Origin of the sequence: Stenotrophomonas sp. FR012 (assembly GCF_047520565.2) — a bacterium.
GTDB lineage: Bacteria > Pseudomonadota > Gammaproteobacteria > Xanthomonadales > Xanthomonadaceae > Stenotrophomonas > Stenotrophomonas sepilia.
In genome coordinates this window covers 242571-267806 of the sequence record NZ_JAXBQL020000001.1, presented here as the reverse complement: position 1 = coordinate 267806, position 25236 = coordinate 242571, and the positions used below count along the sequence as shown (strand labels likewise).

The window sequence follows — 25236 nt, the reverse complement described above, 5'->3', positions numbered from 1 at the left end:
GCAGCCGGAATCATTAACAGCACTCACCAACATTCGAGAAAATCCCCCAAACGCCCCTAGCTCAGCAAAATTCTCAAGATTCACAAGCCCCTCAATTTTCACAATAATTTATAGCTCAACATAAATAGCAATAGGATCTACAATTATTTCATTTTCAAGCCGCCCAGTAAAGGTTGACTCCACCCCAATCAAACTCGAAATCAAATTCATTAGCGCCCCCTTGATACCATCCACACCCACAGCCCCTTCAGAGGCTCCAGCCCCTCCTTTATACTGCGTCACAATCCCAAAAAGCGTGAACTCAACCTCCGTTCTTCTTGAGTACTTCCGGACCAATAAATCTTCAGATTCACGCAAGAACAACCTATTTAGATTAGATGAAAAAATATTCTCACCCACATTCATCTGAATCTCCAATTGATCTTGAAATCCATACTCAAGAAGCAACGCCAAATCATCAAGGAATTTCTTGTCCTGATAAAGCCCCGAATTTTTGGCAATTCTATCCACGTTCATCAGCGACTTTAGCTCGGCTTGCAGCTTAGGCCCACCCTTACCCGCCCGTCTGAGTTCACCAAGCTGCCTATCTGCAGCAGAAATTTCTTCGAAGTTGGTTACGTGGGCCATAGCCCGCCCAACATCATTAAAATTTCCTAGAGTTTTCTTGATTGAATTGATGTCATTGAAAACCACACGAGATGAAACCTTAGCGAAGGATCGACCATCAAAGTCAACATCGCTGGCCGAAGCAGAAACAATAGAAACAGCAGAATCGTCAATCAACCTTTTCTCAAAGATCGAAAAAGAATAATCATTAAGAAACTTTTTCTCAGTCCTTCTATCACCACTTCTCAGGATATCACCCAGCACCCTCCCACTCCCCACAGGCCCCTTCTGATCTTCAGACTCGCTCTTCTCCGAGAATGATTCATTCAAAACATACTCAGTTACACCCTCGAACAACTGAGACGACAAGGAATACATCTTATCCTCATCAAGATATATGAAATTTCTAATCACGCATCTTCCTCCCCTTATATTCAAGGTAGTATTTTTTTCTAGTTGTATAGATCGACCACAAGGAAACTACCAGCCCAGAAATCGAGAAAACTATGGACGCAATCACTACCAGTAAAGTCATATACGCCCCTCCTCCACGACAGCCTCGGCCTTAGAAATCCGATCATAGACGGAATAACTGATCAAGAATGAGACCATCGAAAGAATTAAAGTGCACATATTCATGGCAGCGCCATCAATTAGCCCTCCGCCAATTACATTCAACGCAAATAGAACGCTATACAAAGCTATGAATGCAATTGAAGTTCCATTTTGAATGGTCTTCCATTCCCTATCCACTCCTGAAAAATGCTCAATCTCGTTTATGTTTGAGATATGCAACACCAATCCAAATGCCACAAAATCGGAGGACGATATGAGAGCAACACTTCCCGGAGAGGTGACACTCCAGACCATCAACCTAGACAATACCGGAATGAGGCCAACAAGCACCGTATATATCAGCCACTTAACTTTCTTTCCCTTCATTCATCCCCCGCGCGGAATTGCAAGATGAGCGAACTCTAGAACGAGTACGGCTATCCAACAATCAGGAATCCATGAGCTCCTGAGCATGATTGTACAAATGCTCACAATTTTTCGCGCAACAAAAAAGCCCCCATCGCTGGAGGCTTCTTTCGTTCTGCAACATGGTGGGCGGTACAGGGATCGAACCTGTGACCCTTGCCGTGTGAAGGCAATGCTCTACCGCTGAGCTAACCGCCCGGTGTGTTGCTGAGCCGCTCATTATAGGGGCTTTTCAGAGGCCGTCAACAGTTTTTCACATTCGTGTTCACGGGCGTTTCGAGGGCCGCCGCCGGGCATGGCTCGACGCTACCTCACATCGTATGGGTCGGCTTGTCCGAGCCGGTCAGGCCGGCCAGCAGAGTCTCGATCTTGTGGCGCACGCCCTCGCCTTCGGCACCGTCGGCCAGCTGCACGCCGATGCCAGCGGTGCGGTTGCCCTGCGCGCCGGCCGGGGTCACCCAGATCACCTTGCCGGCCACCGGCAGGCGCTCGCTGGAATCGGGCAGCGTCAGCAGCAGGAACACCTCGTCGCCCAGGAAGTAGCGCTTGGGCGTGGGCACGAAGATGCCGCCATTCTTCACGAACGGCATGTACGCGCTGTACAGCGCGGCTTTGTCCTTCACGGCCAGGGACAGGATGCCCTGGCGGGCGTTGCTGGCACTCATCGATTTCCCCTTGCGGCGGGCCGCTCGTTCACCTTGTTCCAGGCCAGCAGCAACTCGACCACCGCAAGGTCTGCACGCACCGTGGTGCGCAGCAGGTCGCGGGTGCGGTTGGCCGCATCGAACCAGGCTGCAAGCTTGTGCAATCGCTCCGGCGTGGTCAAGGCATCGGTGCTGGCCTGGGTCAGTGCCAGGTCGGCGGCAAAGCGCAGGCGCAGCGCCGCGTTGTCGTCACCGCACCACTTCTGCGCCAGCTCCACCGCGCCGGTCTTGCCGGCAGCCAGCTGTTCCAGCTCGCGGCCCACTTCGCGGCGCAGGCTCAGGCCGTCTTCGCGCAGCCAGTTGTCGGCCTGGCCGGGATGGCCGCGCGCCGCGTCCAGCGCTTCGCGCGCCGATGCCTCGCTATGGCCCTGCTGCTGCAGCCAGGCCAGTGCTTCGTGCTGCGGCGGCAACTTGAATTCCAGTCGCTGGCAACGGCTGCGGATGGTCTGCGGCAGGCGTGCCGGATCGCTGCTGATCAGCCACAGGTAGCGGCCGGGCTGCGGCTCCTCCAGCGTCTTCAGCAGCGCGTTGGCGGCCGAACGGTTGATCGCATCGGCCGGATCGACGATCACGACCTGCGCCACGCCGTACTGCGGGGTCAGCGCCAGCTTGTCGGTGATCTCGCGCACCTGCTCGATGACGATCTCGGTGCGCAGCTTGTCACCGCTCTTGTTCGGAATGAAGCTGACCAGCTGCAGGTCCGGGTGTGTGCCCGCTGCGATCAGCTGGCGCGTGCGCGTGGCGTGGGCTGCATCGCCCTGCGCCAGCACGTGGTCGGCCAGCGCCAGCGCCACCTCATGCTTGCCCAGCCCGGCCGGACCGCAGATCAGCAGGCCATGACCGAGGCGACCGGCGTCGAGCGCGGCCACGGTCTGGTCGAACGCGCGCTGCTGCCACGGTGAAAAGGTATTCATGCGCCCTCCCCGTCCTGCAGCCAGCGCTCGACACGCGCGACCACATCGGCGGCCACGCGCGCCTGCTCCTGGCCCGCATCAATCAATGCGAAGCGCTGCGGATCCTGCTGTGCGCGGCTGCGGAACACTTCGCGCACGCGCTGGAAGAAATCGTCCTGCTCGCTCTCGATGCGGTCCGGCCACAGGTCGCGGCCGTTGGCGCGCGCGCGGCCGACGGCCACGTCCACATCCAGCAGCAGGGTCAGGCCCGGCAGCAGGCCGACCGCGCGGCGCTCCAGGTCGGCAATCCACTGCGGGTCGAGGCCACGGCCACCGCCCTGATAGGCGTAGCTGGAATCGGTGAAGCGATCGCTCAGCACATAGGCGCCGCGCTGCAGCGCCGGCCGGATCACCTGGCGCACGTGCTGCGCGCGCGCGGCGAATACCAGCAGCAGCTCGGCTTCGGCGCTGAGCGGTTCGGCGGCGATCTCGGCATCGGGTTTCAGCACCAGGCCGCGGATGCGCTCGGCCAGTGGCGTGCCGCCCGGTTCACGGGTCAGCACCACCTCGTGGCCGTGGCTGCGCAGGCACTCACGGATGGCATTGATGGCGGTGGTCTTGCCCGCGCCCTCGCCGCCTTCCAGGCTGACGAAACGCGGGTGGCGAAGCAGCGCGGGACTCATTGCGCCGGGGTCTCCTGGGTACGTTGCTGGCGCAGCTGTTGCAGGTAGCGCGCCACGGCGGCGTTGTGCTGGTCCAGGCTGGGCGAGAACACGTGCGCGCCGCTGCCATCGCCGACGGCGACGAAGTACAGCGCGTCGCCCGCCGCGGGTTGCGCGGCCGCCATCAGCGCGTCACGGCTGGGCATGGCGATCGGGGTCGGGGTCAGGCCGGCACGGGTATAGGTGTTGTAGGGCGTATCGGTGGTCAGGTCGCGGCGGCGGATGTTGCCGTCATACGCGGCACCGAGGCCGTAGATCACGGTCGGGTCGGTCTGCAGGCGCATGCCGATCTTCAGGCGACGCATGAACACGCCGGCAATCTGCGGGCGCTCGCTGGCCAATGCGGTTTCCTTCTCGATGATCGAGGCCAGCGTCAGCAGTTCGTAGGGCGTGTTGATCGGCAGGTCCGGCGCGCGGCTTTCCCAGGCTTCATCCAGCGCCTTTTCCATCGCGGCGTGCGCGCGCTTGAGCACGTCCAGATCGCTGTCGCCGCGCTGGTAGACGTAGGTCTCCGGCAGGAAGCGGCCTTCCGGATGCTGGCCACCGAAGCCGAGGCGCTGCATCAGCGCGGCGTCATCAAGATTGTCGGTGGTGTGCAGCAGCGGCTCGGCGCGCTTGAGCGCAGCACGCAGCTGGCGGATGTTCCAGCCCTCGACAATCGTGACGCGGTGCTGCAGCACCTTGCCGGCACGCATGCGCAACAGCAGCTCGCGCGGGGTCAGCTCGCCGCTGAGCGCGTACTCGCCCACCTTCAGCTTGCCGGCGGCATCGAGCTGGCGCGCCAGCAGTTGCCACTGGGTGTCCTGGCCCTCGTCCACGCCGGCATCGCGTAGCTTGCGCAGCACGCTGTTCATGCCATCGCCGCTGGCGATGACCACGCTTTCGGCGGTGGGGGTGATCGGGGCATCGGCGAAGCGGGTCTGCTGGTAGAAGAACCACGCGCCCGCGCCGGCCACGACAGCGGCCAGCACCACCACCAGCGTTACCACGAACAGACACCCGCGCTTGGCTCCCGCCATGGACTACCTCTGAACTCGATTCCGTCGTGCAGGATACCGTGCCGGTGGATTGGGGTCATGACCGGGGTGGCGTCGCCGTGCCGACCAACGGTCGGCACCCACCACAATCCATGCCTGGCGCGGCGATCAGTAGATCCACGCCATGCGTGGATGAATGGCCATGGAGGACTCCGTGCCGACCAACGGTCGGCACCCACCGTGGGGGAATGGCGTTGCCGGCCAGCGCCCGGCACTACCCCTGCTGGCCGAGCGCGCGCAGCAGGCCGCGGGCCTTGGCGCGGGTCTCGTCCAGTTCCTTGTCCGGGTCCGAATCGACCACGATGCCGGCGCCGGTGCGGAAGCTCACCTCGTGGCCATCCACTTCGGCGGTACGGATCAGGATGTTCAGGTCCAGGTCGCCATCGCGGTTCAGCCAGCCGAACGCGCCGGTGTAGGCACCGCGCGGCACCTGCTCCAGTTCGCTGATGATCTGCATGCATCGCACCTTGGGGCAGCCGGTGATGGTGCCACCCGGGAACGTGGCGGCGATCACCTCGCCGGGCGTGACCTCCGGGCGCAGGTGGCCGCTGACATTGCTGACGATGTGGTGCACATGGGCGTAGCTCTCCACCGTCATCAACTCATCGACCACCACGGTGCCGGGCAGGCAGATGCGGCCCAGGTCGTTGCGTTCCAGGTCGATCAGCATCACGTGCTCAGCACGCTCCTTGGGGTGGCCGACCAGCTCCCGGATGCGCGCGGCATCATCGTCCCCCTCGAAGCGCGGACGCGTGCCGGCAATGGGACGCGTCTGCGCGTGGCCGGCATGCACCGACACCAGCCGCTCCGGCGAGGAACTGACCACATGGCGACCGTGCGCGCTGAACAGGCCGGCGAACGGTGCCGGGTTGGCACGACGCAGCTGCGCGTACAGCGCCTGCGGCTGGACCGGCGCAGCGAACTGCGCGCTCCAGCGCCGCGACAGGTTCACCTGGAACACATCGCCGGCACGCAGGTAGTCGATCACCCGGCGCACGCCGTCGGTGAAGCGCTGTGGCGCATCCTCGCCCACCGACTGCGGCGGCTGCCAGCCCTGCCCGGCCTCCGGCAGTGCCTGCGACGCCATGGTCACCAGCGCCTCCAGCAGGGCCTGCTCACCGGCTTCGGCGATGACGAAGCTGGCGTCGTTCTGGTGGTCGTGCAGCACCGCAGCCGGGCAGCGCAGCGCCAGCGCGGTCGGGCGGCCGTCCTCGCGCGCGCGCGCCGGCAGCACCGGTTCAATCTGGCTGGCCACTTCGTAATCGAGCATCAACGCCCAGCCGCCACGGAACGGCAGGCTGTGGCTGCCGTCGTGCGGCAGGCGTTCGTGCTGCCAGGCACGGTCCAGCACCTGCAGGAAGCTGCCGGCGTGTACCGCGTCGTGCTGGTCGCGCACCTGGCCATCGGCATCCAGCCGCAGGCAGTCGCCCTGCGCGGCCAGCAGCAGGCTCCAGCGGCCCTGGGCGGTGCCCGAGGCGGTGGATTCCATCAGCAGCGGGAAGCGTGCCGGGTCATGATGCTGCAGGGCCAGCAGATCGATCGGGTGCGGCAGCGGTTGGATCAGCGGTGCGTGGGTCATGATGGCCAGTTCAGGGATTCAGATGCACGGAAGCCGCCTTGCGGCGGCCTCCTCGTGCGTAATGCACGTTCAGTCGAGCATGGCCCGACGCTACAACCCGGTCAGACGCGCTTGAAGATCAGCGTGCCGTTGGTGCCGCCGAAGCCGAAGCCATTGGACATCACCACGTCAACCTTGGCCTGGCGTGCTTCGTTGGGCACGTAGTCCAGGTCGCAGCCTTCGCCCGGCTGCTGCAGGTTGATGGTCGGCGGAATGACGTTGTCCTGCAGCGCCATCACCGAGAAGATCGCTTCCACGCCGCCGGCCGCGCCCAGCAGGTGGCCGGTCATCGACTTGGTGGAGCTGACCATCATCTTGTAGGCGTGGTCGCCGAAGGCGGTCTTCATCGCCATGGTCTCGCCCAGGTCGCCCAGCGGCGTGGAGGTGCCGTGCGCGTTGAGGTAGCCGACCTGTTCCGGGGTCACACCAGCGTCCTTCATGGCCATGACCATGCAGCGGGCGGCGCCTTCGCCGTTCTCGCTCGGGGCGGTCATGTGGTACGCGTCGGAGCTGGCACCGAAACCGGCCAGTTCGCAGTAGATCTTCGCGCCGCGTGCCTTGGCGTGCTCGTACTCTTCCAGGATCAGGATGCCGGCGCCGTCGCCCAGCACGAAGCCGTCACGGTCCTTGTCCCACGGGCGCGAGGCCTGTTCCGGAGCGTCGTTGCGGGTGCTCATGGCCTTCATCGCGCAGAAGCCACCCAGGGCGGTCGGCGACGAGCCACGCTCGGCACCACCGACCACCATCACGTCGGCGTCGCCGTACTGGATCATGCGCATCGCGGTGCCGATCGAGTGGTTCGAGGTCGCGCACGCCGACACCGCCGAGAACGACGGGCCCTTCAGGCCGGTGATGATGCTCAGCTGGCCCGGCAGCATGTTGATGATGGTCTTGGGCACGTAGAAGGGCGAGATCTTCTTGCCCTCGTGGAACTCGATGGTCTGCTCTTCGATGCCGAGCAGGCCGCCGATGCCGGCGCCGACAATGGCGCCGATGCGCTCGGCATTGGCGTCGGTGATCTCCAGGCCCGAGTCGTGCAGGGCCATGAACGAGGCACCGAGGCCGTAATGGATGAACGGGTCCATCTTCTTGGCATCCTTGCCGCTGACCCGGTACTTGCCGAACAGTTCGTTGTCGGCGGTGATGTCAAAGCCCTTGACCTCACCTGCAATCTTGGTGGTGAACCGATCCAGGTAGGCATCAGAAACGTTGGTCAGCGGACCGATGCCCGAACGACCCTGGGTGATGCCTTCCCAGCTGCTGGCCAGATCATTGCCCAACGGCGAGACGATACCCAGGCCGGTTACGACGACGCGACGCTTCATTGCTGATTCTCCTGACCCGAAGGTTCAATCGGGTAACACGGTTTGCTTCGGTGTGATGCTCAAACACACGGGGCCGCAACTGCGGCCCCATGGGGTGCGGTGCGCGGCGAGCGGAGACCCGCGCGCACTGCCGTCTGACATCAGGCCTTGACGTGGGCCGTGATGTAGTCGATGGCGGCCTGCACGGTGCTGATCTTCTCGGCTTCTTCGTCCGGGATCTCGCACTCGAATTCTTCTTCCAGGGCCATCACCAGCTCGACGGTGTCCAGCGAGTCAGCGCCCAGGTCATCGACGAACGATGCGCTGTTGGTGACTTCATCTTCCTTGACGCCAAGCTGTTCGACGACGATTTTCTTGACGCGTTCTTCGATGGTGCTCATGGGATCTCGCTCCAGATGGAGTTGTGGTTCAAAAGTGGTCGCCATCAAGGGCGATGGCCGTGGGATAGTGTAGTGGAAACCGGCGCGGCCTTGCATTGCAGCAAAAACCTCCGCAGATCAACCACTTGCGGCGCAATCCCTGCGCCCCTTGCTTACGGCATGTACATGCCGCCGTTCACATGGAGGGTTTCGCCGGTGATGTAACCGGCAGCCGGGCTGGCCAGGAACGCCACCGCATGGGCGATGTCCTCCGGCGAACCCAGGCGTTCGAGGGCGATGTCGTTGATCAGCGCGGTACGCGCTTCTTCCGGCAACGCCTTGGTCATGTCGGTGTCGATGAAGCCGGGTGCGACAACATTGACGGTGACGCCGCGCGAGCCGATTTCCTTGGCCAGCGACTTGCTGAAGCCGATGATGCCGGCCTTGGCGGCCGCGTAGTTGGCCTGGCCGGCGTTGCCGGTCACGCCCACCACCGATGCGATGTTGATGATGCGGCCCTTGCGCGCCTTCATCATGCCGCGCATCACCGCCTTGCTGGTGCGGAACACGCTGGTCAGGTTGGTGTCGATGATCGACGCCCAGTCCTCGTCCTTCATGCGCATCAGCAGGTTGTCGCGGGTGATGCCGGCATTGTTGACCAGGATCGAGATCGGGCCGAATTCCTTGGCGATGCCATCGAGCACGCTGTCCAGCGCAGCGGCGTCGGTGACGTTCAGCGCGCGGCCGTGACCGCCGTGGGCGGCCAGGCGCTCACCGATCGCGGCGGCGCCGGATTCGGTGGTGGCGGTGCCGATGACGGTGGCGCCCTGGGCGGCCAGCAGATCGGCGATGGCGGCACCAATGCCACGGCTGGCACCGGTGACCAGTGCGATTTCACCCTGCAGGGGCTTGCTCATGTTGTTTTCCTCAGACGGGAGCGGCCGCCGCACCGTGCCGCTTGCAGCGGCCACCGGTACGGTCGGCAGGAAACAGGGAAGGTCAGGCCGACCATGCCTCGCGGGCGGCTTCAAAGTCGCCCGGCGTGGCCAGAGGACGGCCGTCGATGGCCTTGTCGATGCGCTTGACCAGGCCGGTCAGCACCTTGCCTGGGCCGCACTCGGCAATCTGGGTGATGCCACGGGCGGCCAGCGCCTGCACGCAACCGGTCCACTGCACCGGCTGGTAAAGCTGCTGGACCAGCGCGGTGCGGATGGCGTCCACGCCGTCGTGCACCTGGGCATCGACGTTCTGCACCACCGGCAGCTGCGGCGCCTGCCAGGACAGGCCAGCCATCACTTCGGCCAAGCGGTTGGCGGCTTCGCGCATCAACGGGGTGTGCGAGGGTACGCTGACGGCCAGCTTGACCGCCTTGCGCACGCCCTTCTCGGCCAACAGCGCCAGCGCACGGTCGACCGCGTCGGCGTCGCCACCGATCACGATCTGGCCCGGCGAATTGAAGTTGGCCGGCACCACCACCTGGCTGCCTGCGGCTTCGGCGCAGACATCCAGCACCAGCTGGTCTTCGGCACCGAGCACGGCGGCCATGGCACCGACACCGGCCGGTGCCGCTTCCTGCATCAGCTGGCCACGCAGGCGCACCAGGTGCGCGCCGTCATGCAGGCTCAGCGCGCCGGCGGCAACCAGGGCGGTGTACTCGCCCAGACTGTGGCCGGACAGCACCGACGGGCGCGGACCGCCCACGGCGTTCCAGGCGCGCCACACACCAATGCTTGCGGCCAACAGGGCCGGCTGGGTGTATTCGGTACGGTTGAGCATTTCTTCCGGGCCACCCTGGGACAGCGCCCACAGGTCGACGCCAGCACCATCGGATGCCTCGGTGAAGGCTTCACGCACCTGCGGGTGCAGTTCGGCCAGCTCGGCCACCATGCCCACAGACTGCGAGCCCTGGCCGGGGAAGACAAAAGCGAGGGTGGATACGGTCACGCGGTCATCCGCTTGCTGCAATCGAAGCGGGCCATGATAAGGGGGAATCCGCTGTGTCGTCTGTACGTGCGCGTATGCAGGCGTATGGAGGGCGGCCGGGCAAGCGCAATGGGGTCAGATCCCTTTTCCGCAGGAAAAGGGATCTGACCCCGATCAGCCATCAGCAGAACAGCTGCAGCACGTCCAGATCGCCGTCGGCGAGGAAATCCACGCACAGGCCCACCAGCATCAGCACGCCAGCAGTGCTGGCACCGTGGGTGATGAAGATCGAATGGGCCAGCGCGCGCGCTGAGCGGCCCAGCTTCATGCAGACCCTGGCCAGGCTGCGCAGGCGGCCACTGACCGCATGCACGTGCTCGCGCACCGGCGCCTGGACCTCGCCCATCGCCTCGGCCATCATCGCCTGCAGATGTTCGGGGCGATCAGCGTAGTACTTGGCCACGCCATAACCGAACATCAGCCAGTCGCGGGCCTGCGCTTCGGACAGGTCCATCACTTCCAGCGGATCTTCCTCGAAATCGATGAAGCCGACCTGCTGCCCATCCCAGGTGAGATTGCGCGGCAACGGCTGGCCGAAATAGGCGCCGCGCGCATGCGCTTGGGCAATGGCCTGCATCGCCGCCATCACCAGCCGATCACGACCGGCCTCATCCGCTTCACGCAGGCAGGTATTGAACGAGCTGCCGTTGTCGCCGATCACCAGCGCGGCATGGCCGGTGCCCAGCACGTCCGGCACGTTCACGCCTTGCGCCTGCAGCTCTGCAAGGCGGCGGGCCTCGGTTTCGCGCGCGGCGTCACCACCACGGTGCGGCGGCGGGCGCAGGGCATCGAGATGGAAACGGCGCGCAACAAAATTGAGCAGGCCCAGGGCCAGTGCTCGGCTTCCCTTGCCGTACTGCTTCAGCCAGGCACGTTGCCCTTCGATGACGATGGGCTCAACCATGACAGGTCCTCCTTAAACGCGTTACGGCCCCGGAGGGCCGTAACGACAAGACTTCACATTGTCGTAACTTGCACTATCAATAGCGCAGCAGGGCCGAACCCCACGTGAAGCCACCGCCGAAGGCTTCCAGCAACAGCAGCTGGCCGCGCTCGACCCTGCCCGACCGCACGGCGGCATCGAGCGCCAGCGGCACTGAACCGGACGAGGTGTTGCCATGCTTGTCGACGGTCACCACGACCTGGTCCATCGACATGTCCAGGCGCTTGGCGGTGGCTTCGATGATGCGCAGGTTGGCCTGGTGCGGAATCAGCCAATCCAGGTCGGACTTGTCCAGGCCGTTGGCGGCCAGGGTCTCGTCCACGACCGAGTCCAGCGCCTTGACGGCGTACTTGAACACGTCGTTGCCCTTCATGTTGATGGTGCCACCACCGTTGGCGCCGTCCTTGAAACCGCTCGAGACGCCAACCGGGTTCCACAGCAGTTCCTTCTTGCTGCCATCGGCATGCAGGTGGGTGCTGAGGATGCCGGTTTCTTCGTCGGCCTTGAGCACGACGGCGCCGGCGCCATCACCGAACAGCACGCAGGTGGTGCGATCGTTCCAGTCGACCATGCGGGTCAATGTTTCGGTGCCGATCACCAGCACGTGCTTGCAGTCGCCGGAGCGGATGAACTTGTCGGCCACGCCCAGCGCGAACACGAAGCCGGAACAGGCTGCGTTGACGTCGAAGGCGGGGCACCCGGCCACACCGAGCTTGGCCTGGATCAGGCACGCGGTGGACGGGAAAATAAGGTCAGGGGTGGTCGTACCGACCACGATCATGTCGAGCTGCGAGGCATCGATGCCTGCGGCTTCAAGCGCGCGCAGGGCGGCGTTGTAGCCAAGGTCGCTGGTGGTTTCGCCTTCGGCCGCGATGTGCCGTTCACGAATTCCGGTGCGCGACTGGATCCACTCATCCGAGGTTTCGACCATTTTTTCCAGGTCGGCGTTGGTCAGGACTTTCTCCGGCAAATAGCTACCGGTGCCCGCGATCCTCGAATAGATCCGCTTGCTCATCATGTTTCCTGTTGCGCGGGCCGCCGATCACCGGCACGCCCGGGAAAGAAGGCAAAGGCCGCTGCCCGGAGGCAGCGGCCTTCCCGGCACATCAATCTTCTTCGACGGCCGAGGTCTTGGTCTGGATGACCTTCTTGCCGCGGTAGAAACCATCGGCAGTGATGTGGTGACGCAGATGCACTTCGCCGGTGGTCGGGTCGGTCGACAGCTGCTTGGCGCTCAGGGCGTCATGCGAACGGCGCTGGCCGCGGCGGGACGGGGTAACACGGGATTTCTGGACAGCCATGGGATTGCTCCAAACTCGGTTCGTTTTGCTTCGTCGTTTCGTCGCACAGGACGCCAGCGCCCAGCACACTTTTCGCTTTCGCCGCAGCCGCCGACGACAACCGGCTGCTATTGTTTCTTCAATGCCGCCAACGCCGCAAACGGGTTGGCCTTCTTTGTTTCTTCTTCGCTCGGTGCCCAGTCCTGATCGACTGCCTCACCGTCGGGCGACAGCGGCACCACAGGCACCGCCAGCACCAACTCGTCCTCGACCAGGTCCAGCGGACGCAGCTGGCCGTCTTCCGGCACCAGCAACGCCTCGTATTCCTCCGGCAGGGACGATTCCTCGTCCTCGTCGCGGATCAGGCCAAGCCTCTGGGTCACCTTCACCGGCAACAGGAATCGCTGCATGCTGCGCTGACAGGTCAGCGGCAACGCGGTGTCGATGGTCAGTTCCACATAGGATACCCGCAAGACGTCGTCGCGACCGAATTCAAGCGAGTAGACACACTCGCCGTCGGTATCTGCGACCAACCCCTGCAGGCGGGTCAATTCAGCCAGGGAGACCTGACCGTCGAAGCGCCTTCGCGCTACAACCATCCGCCAGGCATCCAGCGTTTCGGGCACGTTCGCGGACATAAGCCGCTGAATACTAAGGATCGCACCGCCTGCTGTCAAATGCCCGCCATACAGGACTTGCTGCTGGCGTTGCCGGCGGGCCAGACTGCCGCACCCTGCCCCGGTATTCTCGCATGTCACTGGTCCTGGCCTCCACCTCCCGCTACCGTCGCGAACTGCTGCAACGGCTGGGCCTGCCCTTCGACTGCGCACGCCCGGAGGTGGATGAAACGCCGTTGAACGGCGAGGGGCCGCTGGCCTTGGCCACGCGCCTGGCCGCCGCCAAGGCGGCCAATGTCGCCGCGCGCCATCCGGGTGCCTGGGTGATCGGCTCGGACCAGGTGGCCGACCTGAACGGCCAGCCGCTGGGCAAGCCTGGCACGGTCGAGGCGGCCTGTGCGCAGCTGGTGGCGATGTCCGGGCAGACGGTACGCTTTCACACGGCAATCAGTCTCAGACGGGATGGAGAATCCCTCGCCGCCCTGGATCTGACCGAAGTGCACTTCCGCGCGCTGGACTCGCAGGAGATCGCCCGCTACGTCGCCACCGAGCAGCCACTGGACTGCGCCGGCAGCTTCAAGTGCGAGGGCCTGGGCATCAGCCTGTTCGAGGCGATCGACAACCGCGACCCGACCGCGCTGGTCGGCCTGCCACTGATCGCGCTGTGCGGCCTGCTGCGCAGGGCCGGATTCGCGGTGCCGTGAACGGTAGAGCCGAGCCCATGCCCGGCTGCTTTTTTCGAGGATGCCTGCCATCTGAATCGGAAGCAGCCGGGCATCGGCTCGGCTCTACAGGACCAGAGGACCTCAACGAACCTCGAACGGTTGCTCCTGCCACGCCTCCACGCTGCCATCGCGCCCGTGCAGGCGCAGGCCGAGCCAGTGCCGGCCCGGCGCCAGCGTGGTGGTGTCCAGCGACGCGTCGAAGCCCACCGCCGGATGCTGCGGATCGGTACTGTCCGGCCAGGCGGGGCGAATGTCGAACACGCGCCCGTAACGCGCGTCTCCGATCGAGTGGCCATCAACCAGCACTTCAACCCGCGCCAGCCCGACCCCATCCTTGAATGCCCAGCCCTTGATGGCGAGCGTTCCGGAGACCTTTTCACCGTTGGACGGCGCATCCAGCCAAGCCATTGAGGGCGTTACGCAGGCCCCCTGTGCACGCTTGGCCGGCAGCCGGAACAGCAGAAACCGCTGGAAGCCATGATCGCTGCTGACCACGCGTGGCGCCGGCAACGGCCCCACCTGCTCGCAGATGGTGTGATAGCGCGCCAGCAGGTCGCGGTAGCGCTGGTCACTGGGTGACAGCACCAGCAGCATCGGCACACCGCGCGGGCCTTCGTGCAGCAGGTCCCACTGCGCCAGCTGTGCGGTGCGCCCATGCTTGTCGTTGAGCGGATGTGGCAACACCTCGATATCGCCATTGCCCAGCTGGAAGCCCAGTTCGGCACCGACCTTGAAGTTGCCCGCCAGGACACGCGTACCCGGTGGCATCTGCCGCAGTTCGTCACGCACCGCCACGGCCAGTGGCTGCCAGCCGGCAAAGTTGCGCGGGTAGTACTTGCTGCCGGCCATCTGCTCGCGAAGTGCCGGCGTGGACGCCATCAGGTAGTAGCCGAACGCCAGCACGGTACCTGCAGCGGCCAGCCACCAGCCGGTACGGCGCAGCCAGCGCGGCCAACCGTTGAGGACCACCGGCACGGCCACCAGCAGCGCCAGGTAGCCTGGCAGCGGCCAGTGGAAACTGATCCGCTCGACATCGGTGAAGAAGCCCAGCAGGAAGATGCCCAGCGTCGACACCCCGCCCACCAGGCCGAAATAGCGCCACTGCACCCGCGCCCCACCGCCACTGCGGGTACCCGCGAGGGCGACCTTCCACATCGCGATGCACAGGATCGGCGTCACCAGCATCGGCTGGATCACCAGGAACCACAGCCCCTCCCACTCGAACGTCCACGGGTGGCGCTCGACCACCTGGAACTTCAGGCCGGCGTCGTGGTTGTCGGCATTCCACGCCAGCAACGGCAGCCAGGCCAGCACGCCCACCGCCAGCGCCACCCATACGCGCGGGTCGGCCAGCATGCGACGGCCCTGCGGCAACGCCAGCAACGCAATGAAGCCGACACCGATGACACCAATGAAACGGTAGTGGCTGAGCGCACCGATCAGCAGGCCCAGCGCCAGCTTCATCGCCGAGGACGCGTCCACGCTGTGCAGCAGGCGTGCACCTGCGTGCAGGCAGATCACCGCCGCCAGCGCCATCGGTACGTCCGGCACGGCCAGCAGGCCCAGCGTGGCCGACAACGGCATCAGCAGCGTCAGGCTGCCCGCCTGCCAACCGGCCACGTTGCCGAACCAGCGCGTAGCGATGCGCACCACCAGCAACGGCAGCAGCGCACCGATGGCCAGGAACGGCAGGCGCAGTGCGAGTACGTGATGGCCACCGATCTCCACGCCCAGGCGTGCAAGCCAGGCGGTCAGCCCCGGCAGGTCGGAATAGGCAGCGGCCAGGTGCTGGCCTTCCTGCCAATAGAACGCCTCATCGACGAACAGCGGCAGGCGCGCAGCCACCACCAGCTTGGCCGCTGTGATCAGCGTCCATAACCAGAGAAATATTGTCCGCGCGCGCTGTTCGCCTTGCATTGCTCTATGGATAATCGAGTGGATTCCAGACCTGAGACGATCATGCCAGCCTCGTCCCCCAATCCCAGCATGCTAACCGATCAACTGCGCCAGGCCCTGCGGGAGGCACAGGATCAGGTGAACGCACTGGTGCTGGGCAAGGTGCCGGAAGTCAGGCTGGCCTTTGTCGCCCTGCTTTCTGGCGGCCACCTGCTCATCGAGGATCTGCCCGGGCTGGGCAAGACCACGTTGGCGCATGCATTGGCCAGCAGCCTCGGCCTCAGCTTCCAGCGCGTGCAGTTCACCTCTGACCTGCTGCCGGCCGATGTACTTGGCGTTTCGGTGTACGAGGCCGGCAGCCGCCAGTTCCAGTTCCATCCCGGCCCGGTGTTCACCCACGTGCTGCTGGCCGATGAGATCAATCGTGCACCGCCGCGGACACAGAGTGCGCTGCTGGAAGCGATGGCCGAGCAACAGGTCACACTGGATGGACAGACACATCCACTGCCCGATCCGTTCTTCGTCATCGCCACGCAGAACCCGGTCGACCTGTCCGGCACCTTCCCGTTGCCGGATTCGCAGCTGGATCGTTTCCTGCTGCGGCTGGCGATGGGCTACCCCAGCGCGCAGGCCGAGCGCGAGCTGCTGCGCGGCAGTGATCGCCGCGACCTGATCGCACGCGCGGTGCCAAAGCTGGACGACACCCAGGTGCGTGCATTGCGTGAAGCGGTTGGCCAGGTGCATGCCAGCGACGCGCTGATCGACTATGTGCAGGCGCTGCTGACCCGCAGCCGACACCATGCCGGCGTGCGCGTAGGCCTGTCACCGCGCGCGGGACTGGCCCTGCTGCGTGCCGCCAGGGCACATGCGCTGCTGCTCGGCCGCGGGCATGTGGTGCCCGAAGACGTGCAGACCCTGTTCGTGGCGGTGGCCGGCCATCGCCTGGTGGCCGAAGCCGAATCCAGCTCGGGGCCGGCGCTGGCGCGGGCGATCCTGCAGACCGTCGCGGTGGACTGAAGGTGGCCACACGCTGGGCACGCATGCAGCTGCTGGCACGCCCCCGCAGGCCCGAAGCCCTGCCGCAGCGACTGGACCGCCATCGCATCTATGTACTACCAACCCGCTTCGGCCTGTTCGTCGCCACCCTGCTGTCGGCGATGCTGCTGGGCGCATTGAACTACAACAACAACCCGGCCCTGCTGCTTGCGCTGCTGCTGGCCGCGGCAGCGATCGCCAGCGCCATCGCCGCGCACCTGCAGCTGTCCGGCATACAGATCGATGCAATCTCCGCCGAACCGGTACCGGCCGGGCATCCCCTGCGCCTGCGCGTGGACCTTTCGTTGCGTGACCCGCGCGCGCGCCACGGGCTGCACCTGCAGCTGGGCGCAAGCGAGGCCTGGGTTGCACTGCCTGCACACGGTCGCGGCGAAGTGGAGCTGGATGTTCCCAGCGAGCGGCGCGGCTGGCTGGAACTGCCCCGCATCCGCCTGTCGAGCACGCAGCCGCTGGGACTGGTGCGGGCATGGTCGTGGGTGTGGCCGGAGCAGCCGCTGCTGGTCTATCCACTTGCCGAGGCACTGGCACCGCCGCTTCCGGAACGTGGCAACGACCCACTGCACACCCGCGCCCATGCCAGTGGCGATGAGCTGCACCAGTTGCGCCCCTATCGTGCCGGCGATGCCCCGCGCAGCATTGCCTGGAAACACTCGGCGCGCCGCGACAGCCTGCTGGTACGCGAATACGAGAAGCCGATCGGCATCGAAGTGGTGCTGGACTGGCGCACGCTGGCGGCGCTGGGCCATGAAGCGCGCATCGCGCGGCTGGCACGCTGGGTCGACATGGCCGAGCGCGAAGGCCGTCGCTATACGCTGCTGCTTCCGGCCCATCCGCCGTTGGGGCCCGGCCAGGGCGCCAGCCACCACCACCTGTGCCTGCGCGCACTGGCATTGATGCCCCATGACTGAGCCTGCCGTCCTGCTCGACCGCAACGCCCGCAGCTGGACCCTGGCCAGCGCAGCGCTGGCGCTGCTGCCACTGCTGCTGCAGCTGCCACCGGTGCTGGCCAGCGTGATCGCGATCACTGCGGTGCTGACCGCTGCGCTTTCGTGGCGGCGGGTGCTGCCGATGCCGGTTCGCCTGGTGCTGGTGCTGGCCATGCTTGCCACCATCGTCTGGCAGATGGGCATGGTGCGCCCGGGCCGCGATACCGGCTGCGCATTGCTGGCGGCGATGCTGGCGATCAAGTCCAGCGAACTGCGCAATCTGCGCGATGCGCGCAGCCTGCTGGGCTTCGCGTTGTTCTCGCCGTTCGCCGCCTTCCTGCTCGACCAGGGGCCGTTGACCACCGGGCTGGCAGCGCTGGCCGCAGTTGCCGCACTGCTGGCCCTGCAACGCCTGGCCCTGGACGAGGGCCACAGCCCTCGACTGCCGCTGCGCGGACAACTGCGTGGTGTCGGCCGCCTGCTGGGGATCGGCCTGCCACTCGCGCTGGCCTGCTTCTGGCTGTTCCCGCGCTTGTCCACGCCGCTGTGGGGCGTACCCGAGCGAGCGGTGGGCACACCGGGCCTGGCTGACAGCATGGCGCCGGACCAGTGGCTGGATCTGATGGCCGACGACACCCCGGCGTTGCGCGTGCAGTTTTTCGGCGCGGTGCCCGAGCCTGCGCAGCGCTATTGGCGCGGCCCGGTGCTGACGTCGTTCGACGGCCACCGCTGGAGCCGCGATCGCGCGACGGCCGGACGCCCCGCACCGGTGGTCGAAACCGCCGCACAGGGTTGGGACTACCAGATCGACTACGAGCCCACCGACCGTCGCCTGCTGGTGGCACTGGACCTGCCCAGCCGCGCACCGGAGGGCAGCAGCTTCGATGCCGACATGAGCCTGCGCAGCGACCGCACGCTGTCCGCGCTCAGCCGCTGGCGGTTGCATTCGGCGCCGCCGCAACGGTTCGACACCGATCTGTCGCCCTACCTGCGCCGCGCGGCGCTGCAGCTTCCGCCGGGCTTCAATCCGCGCACCGCTCAGCTCGCGCGGCAATGGCGGCAGGAGGCAGACAGCGATGACGAGGCCATCGTCCGCCGTGCGCTGCAATGGATCACCCGCGACTTCTCCTACACGCTGGATACACCGGTGGCGGGGCGCGATCCGGTCGACGATTTCCTGTTCAACTACAAGGCCGGCTTCTGCCAGCACTTCAGCTCGGCCTTCGTAGTGCTGATGCGCAACGCCGGCATTCCGGCCCGGGTGGTGACCGGCTTCGCAGGCGGTACCCGCAACCGCATCGGCGACTACTGGGTGGTGCGTCGCATGGATGCCCACGCCTGGGCCGAAGTCTGGCTGCCGCAACGCGGCTGGGTGCGGGTCGACCCGACCGCGGCCGTGGCACCGGAACGCATCCTGGACACCCTGGACGACCGCCTGCGGGCCGGCACCGATACCCCGCTGCAACAGCGCTGGCTGCAGCTGGGGCAGATGGGTGACTGGCTGCGGCGCGGCTGGAACGACCTGGTGCTGTCCTTCGATGCACGCCGCCAGCAGCAACTGCTCAAGCCGTTCGGGCTGGATGACCTCGGGCCGGCGCAGCTGGTGACCGGATTCGTGGTCGCCGCCCTGCTGGCACTGGCGTGGATGGCCTGGCTGCTGGCCCGCGGCGAGCGCGAGCGCGACCCGCTGCTGCGCGCCTGGCACCGGCTCGGGCGGCGGTATGCGCGCCTTGGCCTGGCCCGCGAACCGCACGAAACCGCACAGGACTGGGCACAGCGGGTTCACCGGCAGCGACCCGACCCGACCCTGCTCGCGCTCAGCCAGCGTTTCGCCGACGCGCGCTACGCTGGAACTTGCACCGACCTCGCTTCATTATTGCGGGACCTGCGCAGGCATCGCCCGACTTCCGGAGCCTCCCCATGAACACCAAGTTCCTCCTCACCGCTGTGGCCACGCTGGCCCTGTCGGCCTGCGCCACGGCCCCCAAGCCGCTGCAGGGACAGTTCAGCCTGGTTTCCCCGCGCGACTCGGTCGCCACCCAGCAGGTCGGTACGCCGGTCCGATGGGGCGGCCGCATCATCGAGACCAAGCCCGGCCAGGGCGAGACCTGCTTCCAGATGATCTCGCGCCCGCTCAACGCCAGTGGCCGCCCGAACACCACCTCGTCCGACGCCAGCGACGGCCGCTTCATTGCCTGCCGCGCCGGTTTCTACGACCCGGCCGTGTTTGAAGCCGGGCGTGACGTGACCTTCATCGGCAAGATCGACGGCTACCAGAACACCCGCATCGGGGACTACGACTACCGCCTGCCGAAGCTGTCGGCCGATGTGATCTACCTGTGGCCGGAACAGCGCCAGGTCGATGTGGTGCCCTACCCCTATGGCCCGTGGGGCCCGGGTCCGTGGGGCCCGTACTGGGGTGGCTACGGCCGTTGGGGCTGGTGGTGATCGCCACCCAGCCCGCATGATCGGAAAAGGCCGCCTTCGGGCGGCCTTTTTCATCCACACATGCGTGGACAGGGCTTCAACGCCCCGGCGTACCGAAATGCCCCAGCGGCGCGCCGGCCAGCAGGTGCATGTGGATGTGGAACACGGTCTGCCCGGCGTGCTCGCGGCAGTTCATCACGATGCGGTAGCCGTCCTGCGCGAAACCCTCGCGGCGCGCGTATTCGGCAGCGGCCAGGGCCAGCTTGCCGACCAGGTGCGCCTGCGACGGCTGCAGGTCGTCCAGGGTCGGGATGATCTCGTTCTTCGGAATGAACAGTACGTGCACCGGCGCCTGCGGTGCGATGTCCTTGAAGCCCAGCACCTCGTCGTCCTCATAGACGATGGTGGCCGGGATCTCGCGACGGATGATCTTGCTGAAGAGGGTTTCGTTGCTCATGGTCGGCCTCGGCGGGAGTGTCTTCCGCATTGTAGGCCGGCCGCGCCGGGCGATGCCCGGGTGGTGCTCAATCACGGAATTCGCTGCGCGTCCCGAACGCGTGCGACAGCGTGCCGCGGTCAACGTATTCAAGCTCGCCGCCAAGCGGCAGGCCCTGTGCCAGCCGGCTGGGCTGCACCTTGCGCGCGCGCGCCAGCTGCGCAAGGTAATGCGCGGTGGCTTCGCCTTCGACGGTGGCACTGGTGGCGATGATCAGCTCCTGTACCTCACCTTCGGCCAGCCGCTGCTCCAGCTGCTCCAGGCCCAGCTCGCGCGGGCCGACGCCATCGAGCGGCGACAGCCGGCCCTGCAGCACGAAGTAGACACCGCGAAAACCCGTCGCGTTCTCGATCGCGAGACGATCGGCCGGCGATTCGACCACGCACAGCTGGCTGCGCTCGCGGCTGCTGTTGGCACAGGTCGGGCACAGCTCGGTTTCGCTGAAGTCGCGGCACTGCGCGCAGTGGCCGATACGCTCCACCGCCAAGGCCAGCGTTTCGGCCAGGCGCTGGCCGCCTTCGCGCTCGCGCTCGAGCAGGTGGTAGGCCATGCGCTGCGCCGTCTTCTGGCCTACGCCAGGCAGCACCCGCAGTGCGTCGATCAATTGTTCAAGCAGGGGTGCGGACACGGCGGCATGCTTTGATGGCGCCGAGCGAGCTCGACGGCTACAGATTCTGTGGCACCCGCTTGCACGGATGCCACGCTGGCAATCAGAACGGCAGCTTCATGCCCGGCGGCAGCTGCATGCCGGCGGTGGCCGAACCCATCTTCGACTTCGACTCGGCATCGATCTTGTTCGAGGCATCGTTGAAGGCGGCGGCGATCAGGTCTTCCAGCATCTCCGGGTCGCTGGTCAGCGACGGGTCGATGCGCACCTTGCGGCATTCCTTGGCGCCGGTCAGGGTCACGCTGACCATGCCGCCGCCGGCACTGCCGGTCACTTCGATCCTGGCGATTTCTTCCTGGGCCTTCTGCAGGTTTTCCTGCATCTTCTGGGCCTGCTGCATCAGTTGGGCGATATTGCCGCGCATAGTGTCTTACTCGTCAAAAGAACGGATGGAATCGGAAACAACCCGGGCACCGTGCTGTTGGATCAGCACCTGCACTTCCGGGTCGTCCATGAAAACGGCCTCTGCCACCTGCTGCCGCTCGCCACGCTGGCGGTCGGCACGCTGATGCAGGGTCTCGGCCGGAACGTGTTCGGTTTCCACGGTCTCGACCACGATCTTCGGCGCCTGGCCCAGGGCCTTTTCCAGCATCTCGCCCAGGGCGGCCAGCGCGCGCTCCGAGCGCAGGTATTCAAATCCGGGCGAAAGGCCCAGTTTCAAGGTCCCGTGCTGGCAGCTGATGAAGGCGGCATTGGCGGCCAGCTGGCGCGACGGGCCGCTGAGGCCGCTGTTGGCGACCAGATCCAGCCAGTCTTCGGCAGTGGCCAGCTCGCTGACACCTTCCTGCGGCGTGGCGGCATGCGCCGGGGCCGGTTCGGCCGGCGCAATGGCAATACCTTCGGCGCGGAACGAACGCTCCGGCGGCGCAGGCTCGCCTGGATCCGCGGCGGGAGCCGGCGGTTCATGCCAGGGCGCGACCATGGCGGCATCCGGGCCGGCCATCTCGGCCGCCAGAGCCCCATCCCGCGCCTCGGCTTCGTCGGTGGCCCACGGCGGCAGGTCATCGCTTGCCTCTGCAGCGATGGCAGGCGCCAGCGCCTCGGCCTTCACCGGCGGCGGTGACACGGGCTCTTCCACCGGAACCGGCTCGGGCTCATGCGTCGGATCCGGCTCCGGTTGCGATGCCGGCTCAGGTTCGGGTTCAGGTTCGCGCGGTGCAGCCGCCGGAGCGGCCACCTGCGCCGCCACGGCCGTGCTGGCCGAAGCGACGGCAGCAGCCGGCGTCGCTTCATGGTTTCCGGCATGGGCGCCACCACCGGCAGCGTTGCCACCCGGCGTGCCACCCACCGCACCGTCGACGGCCTTCGGCACCGGCGGTACCGCTGCGGCCGGGCGGAACGCCAGCATGCGCAGCACGGCCATTTCAAAGCCGGCGCGCGGGCTCGGCGCCAACGGCAGGTCGCGTCGACCATTCAGGGCCATCTGGTACCAGAGCTGCACCACTTCCGGGCGCAGGCGCTCGGCGAATGATGCGACATCCAGGCCTTCCGCCACGGCGGCACCCGGCACCAGCTGCTGCACCTGGATGCGGTGCAGGCCTTCGGCGAGCGCTTCCAGCACGCCACTCCAGTCCGGCGAGAATTCGGCCAGCGCGGCCACCACCTGCAGCAGGCGCGGGCCATCACCCTCGGCCAGCGCATCCAGCATCGCTGCCACCTGGGTGCGGTCCACGGTACCCAGCATGGTGCGCACCACGTCCTCGCGCAGCGCGCCGCCGGCATAGGCGATCGCCTGGTCCAGCAGTGACAGGCCGTCACGCAGGCTGCCATCGGCGGCCTTGGCCAGCTGCACGATGGCGCTGCCGTCGGCCTCGATCTCTTCCGCCGCCAGGATGCGGGTCATCTGGCCCTGGATCTGGTCTTCGTCCAGGCGCTTGAGATTGAACTGCAGGCAGCGGCTGAGCACGGTGACCGGCAGCTTCTGCGGGTCGGTGGTGGCCAGCAGGAACTTCACGTGCTCCGGCGGCTCTTCCAGCGTCTTCAGCAGTGCGTTGAACGCCGCCTTGGACAGCATGTGCACTTCGTCGATCAGGTAGACCTTGTACTTGCCGCGCGAGGGCATGTACTGCGCGTTCTCGATCACCTCGCGCACGTCGTCCACGCCGGTGTTGGACGCGGCGTCGATTTCCAGCAGGTCGATGTAGCGACCGGCGTCGATGTCCAGGCAGGCGGCACACTGGCCGCACGGGTCGGCGCTGGTGCCCTGCTCGCAGTTCAGCGACTTGGCGAAGATGCGCGCGATGGTGGTCTTGCCCACGCCACGGGTACCGGTGAACAGGAACGCGTGGTGGACCCGGCCGCTGTCCAGCGCATTGCTGAGCGCACGGACCACATGCTCCTGGCCCACCAGCTCGGCAAAACGCTTCGGACGCCACTTGCGGGCAAGGACGAGATAGGACATCAGGCCACCGTTTTCCATCGGATGTTCCATTGTGCCATGCCTGTCCAGCCCCCTCGCCAACAATGCCCGTGGATGCGCCTCTGATCAGAGGTGCTTGTGTCCGGCCGCGCCGCCCGCTAGAATCTGCGCCCCTGCTGAGGCGTTTGCCGATGGCAGGGATCCGGAGAGGTGTCCGAGTGGTTGAAGGAGCACGCCTGGAAAGTGTGTAAGCGTCTAAACCGCGCTTCGGGGGTTCGAATCCCCCTCTCTCCGCCAGACAAACGCAAAGGGCCGCCCACAGGGTGGCCCTTTTGCGTTTGTCTGGCGGATGGGATGGGTGGTGAGAAGCCCCGCCGGGGTTCGACGGTTCTGCAGGAGCAGAACCGGACAGCCGCAGGCTGGTCCCGGGGCGCAACGCGCATCGGGATCGGGTGCAGGGATGCACCCGACAATCCCCTTCTCTCCGCCAGATAAATGAAGAAGCCGCCCAGTGGGCGGCTTTTTTGTATGGCTGGCGGGAATCGTCGCAGGTACTACCGGACTGAACAGGGCCTGCCATCGTGGCCGGTCCAACGGCCCGCCCGCCGACGGCGCGCGATCCGCCGCAGGTCATCTGCGCCGGAGCAGTCCCCGCACGCAGGCGCCGACGAACGCCAGCCCCAGCAGCACCCACACGACCGTCATTCCCCACAGCGCACCGAATGTGTCCAGGACCGGATCCAGCCGCGGTTGCGCCGGGTCGTACAGCACGCGTACCGGCTGCCCAGGCTCATAGCCGAAGATCATGCCGCCCTGCGGATACGAGACGCGTTGGCCGGTCGCGGTGGTGAACGCGACCTGCGGATGCGATCCGCCGGCGTTCAGGCGCTCGACCTGGCCATCAACGGCCTGCGCGACCTCCAAGAACTCAAGACGATGTGTCACCTCGAAGGCGGCCACAGCAAGGATCAACAGACCCACCACGCCAAACAGCAGGCCGCGCATGAGCTGGGCAGTCCGGAAAAAAGAAGGGGCGGGCATCGCTGGGCAGCTCCGTTGCAGGCGGGAAGACGAATGGGGGCCGGCGGATCCTGCCGCGCGGTCAGTCCCACGTGTGGAAAGCATAGCCCAGAAGCCACTGCGCCCCACTGCACGCCATCGCCACCGGATGCGCCTCGCCATTGCCCGCCACCGACGCACCCGCCTGGTTCAGGCGCCTGCATTCCGCACGATCATTCGAGTGGGGAGACGTTACCTGTAAAGGGATTGGCATCGCTCCATGTACCCTTGAACTTTCGCCCCCTCCCAACGTCTGGACGGTTGAAATGCAGCCGGGCAACTCCACGCATTTCCCATGAATCTCCGCCTCTACCGCCCCGCCGATGCCAGCGCCTGCCTGTCGATTTTCGACAGCAACGTACCCACCTACTTCGCGCCCGAAGAGCGCAGCGACTTTGAATGCTTCCTGCGCGAACAGGCCACGGACTGTGCATTCCAGGTGATCGAGCGCGATGGAAACGTCGTCGCCTGTGGTGGCCTCTCGCGCCGTAGCGACGGCAGCGCCGGCTTCTGCTGGGGCATGGTGGCGCGCGCGCTGGACCCCCACCGTCAGGGCC

Annotated in this window: 27 protein-coding genes and 2 tRNA genes; 7 read left to right on the top strand and 22 right to left on the bottom strand. The window is 65.8% G+C overall.

Annotated features, from left to right (window positions below; all coding sequences use genetic code 11):
- Positions 1–108: 108 nt before the first annotated feature.
- The 16 genes from ACM0O9_RS01290 to ACM0O9_RS01215 all read right to left on the bottom strand — a co-directional run bounded on the left by ACM0O9_RS01290 (position 109) and on the right by ACM0O9_RS01215 (position 13089).
- Complete coding sequence (locus ACM0O9_RS01290) at positions 109–1020, bottom strand: DUF6414 family protein (RefSeq protein ID WP_425524660.1); 912 nt, start codon at positions 1018–1020, stop codon at positions 109–111.
- Positions 1021–1137: 117 nt separating this feature from the next.
- Positions 1138–1548: a hypothetical protein gene (locus ACM0O9_RS01285; protein ID WP_322534806.1), complete on the bottom strand. Its 411-nt coding sequence runs from the start codon at positions 1546–1548 to the stop codon at positions 1138–1140.
- Between the two features lie 162 nt (positions 1549–1710).
- A tRNA-Val gene (locus tag ACM0O9_RS01280) sits at positions 1711–1785 on the bottom strand.
- 113 nt (positions 1786–1898) lie between these two features.
- Positions 1899–2252, bottom strand: a complete 354-nt coding sequence (locus ACM0O9_RS01275; protein WP_005412452.1) for a PilZ domain-containing protein — start codon at positions 2250–2252, stop codon at positions 1899–1901.
- Complete coding sequence (locus tag ACM0O9_RS01270; RefSeq protein WP_414603994.1) at positions 2249–3205, bottom strand: DNA polymerase III subunit delta'; 957 nt, start codon at positions 3203–3205, stop codon at positions 2249–2251. The genes ACM0O9_RS01275 and ACM0O9_RS01270 overlap by 4 nt, the downstream gene beginning before the upstream one ends.
- On the bottom strand, positions 3202–3867 hold the full coding sequence (gene tmk, locus ACM0O9_RS01265) for a dTMP kinase (protein ID WP_414603993.1): 666 nt from the start codon (positions 3865–3867) through the stop codon (positions 3202–3204). Before tmk ends, ACM0O9_RS01270 begins: the two co-directional genes overlap by 4 nt.
- Positions 3864–4925 carry an endolytic transglycosylase MltG gene (mltG, locus tag ACM0O9_RS01260; RefSeq protein WP_005415512.1) on the bottom strand — a complete coding sequence of 354 codons (1062 nt, stop codon included), beginning with the start codon at positions 4923–4925 and terminating at the stop codon, positions 3864–3866. The genes tmk and mltG overlap by 4 nt, the downstream gene beginning before the upstream one ends.
- A gap of 232 nt (positions 4926–5157) precedes the next feature.
- Positions 5158–6522 carry an aminodeoxychorismate synthase component I gene (locus tag ACM0O9_RS01255; RefSeq protein WP_065197122.1) on the bottom strand — a complete coding sequence of 455 codons (1365 nt, stop codon included), beginning with the start codon at positions 6520–6522 and terminating at the stop codon, positions 5158–5160.
- A 101-nt stretch (positions 6523–6623) separates the two neighbouring features.
- A complete protein-coding gene (fabF, locus tag ACM0O9_RS01250) occupies positions 6624–7886 on the bottom strand; it encodes a beta-ketoacyl-ACP synthase II (RefSeq protein ID WP_065177975.1) in 1263 nt (420 codons plus the stop codon).
- 140 nt (positions 7887–8026) lie between these two features.
- Positions 8027–8266, bottom strand: coding sequence for an acyl carrier protein (gene acpP / locus ACM0O9_RS01245; RefSeq protein WP_061480516.1), 240 nt, complete (start codon positions 8264–8266; stop codon positions 8027–8029).
- A 152-nt stretch (positions 8267–8418) separates the two neighbouring features.
- A complete protein-coding gene (gene fabG / locus ACM0O9_RS01240; protein WP_005408312.1) occupies positions 8419–9162 on the bottom strand; it encodes a 3-oxoacyl-ACP reductase FabG in 744 nt (247 codons plus the stop codon).
- An 82-nt stretch (positions 9163–9244) separates the two neighbouring features.
- Positions 9245–10189, bottom strand: coding sequence for an ACP S-malonyltransferase (fabD, locus tag ACM0O9_RS01235; RefSeq protein ID WP_005415507.1), 945 nt, complete (start codon positions 10187–10189; stop codon positions 9245–9247).
- A gap of 160 nt (positions 10190–10349) precedes the next feature.
- Positions 10350–11132: a BUD32 family EKC/KEOPS complex subunit gene (locus ACM0O9_RS01230; protein ID WP_053499577.1), complete on the bottom strand. Its 783-nt coding sequence runs from the start codon at positions 11130–11132 to the stop codon at positions 10350–10352.
- 76 nt (positions 11133–11208) lie between these two features.
- Entirely contained in the window at positions 11209–12186 is a 978-nt protein-coding gene (locus ACM0O9_RS01225; RefSeq protein ID WP_014036188.1) for a beta-ketoacyl-ACP synthase III, read from the bottom strand.
- A gap of 91 nt (positions 12187–12277) precedes the next feature.
- A complete protein-coding gene (rpmF, locus tag ACM0O9_RS01220; RefSeq protein ID WP_005408308.1) occupies positions 12278–12472 on the bottom strand; it encodes a 50S ribosomal protein L32 in 195 nt (64 codons plus the stop codon).
- Positions 12473–12579: 107 nt separating this feature from the next.
- Positions 12580–13089 (bottom strand): YceD family protein, encoded by a 510-nt coding sequence (locus ACM0O9_RS01215; protein WP_005415504.1) that lies wholly within the window; start codon positions 13087–13089, stop codon positions 12580–12582.
- A gap of 113 nt (positions 13090–13202) precedes the next feature.
- Here ACM0O9_RS01215 and ACM0O9_RS01210 point away from each other — a divergent pair, with 113 nt between their 5' ends.
- Complete coding sequence (locus tag ACM0O9_RS01210) at positions 13203–13772, top strand: Maf family protein (RefSeq protein ID WP_065177976.1); 570 nt, start codon at positions 13203–13205, stop codon at positions 13770–13772.
- Positions 13773–13874: 102 nt separating this feature from the next.
- Here ACM0O9_RS01210 and ACM0O9_RS01205 read toward each other — a convergent pair whose 3' ends face one another.
- Complete coding sequence (locus ACM0O9_RS01205; protein WP_414603992.1) at positions 13875–15710, bottom strand: glycosyltransferase family 39 protein; 1836 nt, start codon at positions 15708–15710, stop codon at positions 13875–13877.
- Between the two features lie 42 nt (positions 15711–15752).
- On the opposite strand from ACM0O9_RS01205, the gene ACM0O9_RS01200 reads away from it, so the two are divergent.
- From ACM0O9_RS01200 to ACM0O9_RS01185, 4 genes are read left to right on the top strand one after another with little or no spacing between them, the layout of a single operon-like run.
- Positions 15753–16706 carry an AAA family ATPase gene (locus tag ACM0O9_RS01200; RefSeq protein WP_049417066.1) on the top strand — a complete coding sequence of 318 codons (954 nt, stop codon included), beginning with the start codon at positions 15753–15755 and terminating at the stop codon, positions 16704–16706.
- A 23-nt stretch (positions 16707–16729) separates the two neighbouring features.
- On the top strand, positions 16730–17653 hold the full coding sequence (locus ACM0O9_RS01195) for a DUF58 domain-containing protein (RefSeq protein ID WP_053499582.1): 924 nt from the start codon (positions 16730–16732) through the stop codon (positions 17651–17653).
- Entirely contained in the window at positions 17646–19595 is a 1950-nt protein-coding gene (locus ACM0O9_RS01190; protein WP_414603991.1) for a transglutaminase TgpA family protein, read from the top strand. Before ACM0O9_RS01195 ends, ACM0O9_RS01190 begins: the two co-directional genes overlap by 8 nt.
- Positions 19592–20119 carry a Slp family lipoprotein gene (locus ACM0O9_RS01185; protein ID WP_005415498.1) on the top strand — a complete coding sequence of 176 codons (528 nt, stop codon included), beginning with the start codon at positions 19592–19594 and terminating at the stop codon, positions 20117–20119. Before ACM0O9_RS01190 ends, ACM0O9_RS01185 begins: the two co-directional genes overlap by 4 nt.
- Before the next feature lie 76 nt (positions 20120–20195).
- On the opposite strand, the gene ACM0O9_RS01180 is transcribed toward ACM0O9_RS01185, so the two are convergent.
- From ACM0O9_RS01180 to dnaX, 4 genes are all read right to left on the bottom strand, one after another.
- Complete coding sequence (locus ACM0O9_RS01180; protein WP_005415497.1) at positions 20196–20555, bottom strand: histidine triad nucleotide-binding protein; 360 nt, start codon at positions 20553–20555, stop codon at positions 20196–20198.
- A gap of 67 nt (positions 20556–20622) precedes the next feature.
- The gene (gene recR, locus ACM0O9_RS01175) at positions 20623–21222 is read right to left on the bottom strand and encodes a recombination mediator RecR (RefSeq protein WP_005415496.1); all 600 of its coding nucleotides are present in this window, start codon (positions 21220–21222) and stop codon (positions 20623–20625) included.
- Between the two features lie 82 nt (positions 21223–21304).
- On the bottom strand, positions 21305–21625 hold the full coding sequence (locus ACM0O9_RS01170; RefSeq protein ID WP_019659509.1) for a YbaB/EbfC family nucleoid-associated protein: 321 nt from the start codon (positions 21623–21625) through the stop codon (positions 21305–21307).
- 6 nt (positions 21626–21631) lie between these two features.
- Complete coding sequence (dnaX, locus tag ACM0O9_RS01165; protein ID WP_414603990.1) at positions 21632–23680, bottom strand: DNA polymerase III subunit gamma/tau; 2049 nt, start codon at positions 23678–23680, stop codon at positions 21632–21634.
- A 144-nt stretch (positions 23681–23824) separates the two neighbouring features.
- Here dnaX and ACM0O9_RS01160 point away from each other — a divergent pair.
- Positions 23825–23917 (top strand) — tRNA-Ser (locus tag ACM0O9_RS01160).
- Positions 23918–24250: 333 nt separating this feature from the next.
- Here the strand turns inward: ACM0O9_RS01160 and ACM0O9_RS01155 are convergent.
- Positions 24251–24625, bottom strand: a complete 375-nt coding sequence (locus tag ACM0O9_RS01155; RefSeq protein ID WP_005415488.1) for a DUF3592 domain-containing protein — start codon at positions 24623–24625, stop codon at positions 24251–24253.
- 349 nt (positions 24626–24974) lie between these two features.
- On the opposite strand from ACM0O9_RS01155, the gene ACM0O9_RS01150 reads away from it, so the two are divergent.
- On the top strand, positions 24975–25236 hold a 262-nt coding region (locus ACM0O9_RS01150), incomplete at its 3' end, for a GNAT family N-acetyltransferase (RefSeq protein WP_495495872.1).